The following is a 1,246-nucleotide window of genomic DNA, read 5'->3' as shown; positions in this document are numbered from 1 at the left end:
CAAACCGAAAAACGTAACTTGATGGTCTTCATTAAGCCGACCATCATCCGTGATGGTATGACCGCAGATGGTATCACTCAGCGCAAATACAACTTTATTCGTGCAGAGCAGCTTTACAAAGCTGACCAAGGCTTGAAATTGATGCCAGATGAGAAGATCCCTGTGATCCCAGCATTTGGCCAAGATCGTAAGCATCCTGCTGAAATTCAAGCGTTTATCGATCAAATGGAAAAGAACTAATGGTAGATATGTTAGACACTGCGCCAAGTATGCGTCGTCTGCCATTCAGTTTTGCCAATCGCTTTAAACTGGTTTTGGAGACTGAGCATCCTGAGCGTCCTCCAATTCTTTACTACGTGGAGCCGCTAAATCCTGCGGCTCTGGTTGAAGTACGTCGTGTGCTTAAGCGCAGCTTCGTTCCTCAAGCCATCGATAAAGAATCCTTCGATAAAAAGCTGACTGAAGCGTATCAACGTGATTCATCAGAAGCTCGTCAATTGATGGAAGATATCGGTGCCGACAGTGACGATTTCTTCTCGTTGGCAGAAGAGCTGCCGCATGACGAGGACTTGTTAGAGTCGGAAGACGATGCGCCAATCATCAAATTGATTAATGCCATGTTGGGTGAAGCGATCAAAGAAGGTGCGTCCGATATCCATATCGAAACGTTTGAAAAGACGCTTTCTATCCGCTTCCGTGTCGACGGCGTTCTGCGCGAAGTCTTGACGCCAAGTCGTAAGCTTGCGCCGTTATTGGTGTCTCGTGTGAAAGTTATGGCGAAGCTCGATATTGCTGAAAAGCGTGTGCCTCAAGATGGTCGTATCTCGCTACGTATTGGTGGCCGAGCGGTCGACGTACGTGTTTCTACCATGCCATCCTCTCACGGTGAACGAGTGGTAATGCGTCTGTTAGATAAAAACGCAACGCGCCTTGACCTGCACAGTTTGGGCATGACTCCTTCGGTACACGACAACTTCCGTCACCTCATTGGTCGCCCACACGGTATCATCTTGGTGACCGGCCCTACGGGTTCTGGTAAATCGACCACTTTGTACGCCGGCTTGCAAGAAATCAACAGCAACGAGCGCAACATTCTGACGGTGGAAGACCCAATCGAATTTGATATCGATGGCATTGGCCAGACCCAAGTTAACCCGAAAGTCGACATGACATTTGCGCGTGGTCTACGTGCGATCTTACGTCAGGACCCGGATGTGGTGATGGTCGGTGAGATCCGTGACTTAGA

General features: G+C 48.9%; 1 protein-coding gene and 1 pseudogene. Both read left to right on the top strand.

Annotated elements, in window-relative coordinates; all coding sequences use genetic code 11:
- Positions 1-240 (top strand): annotated as a pseudogene (locus R7E42_RS24560) (type II secretion system protein GspD); the annotation flags it as partial.
- On the top strand, positions 240-1,246 hold a 1,007-nt coding region (locus R7E42_RS24555; RefSeq protein WP_318073173.1), incomplete at its 3' end, for a GspE/PulE family protein. The pseudogene R7E42_RS24560 and the gene R7E42_RS24555, both read left to right, overlap by 1 nt.

This window comes from Vibrio sp. Vb1337, assembly GCF_033338715.1.
Lineage (GTDB): Bacteria > Pseudomonadota > Gammaproteobacteria > Enterobacterales > Vibrionaceae > Vibrio > Vibrio alginolyticus.
Note: the sequence above shows the minus strand (reverse complement) of the source record. Positions and strands in the feature narration are given on the sequence as shown.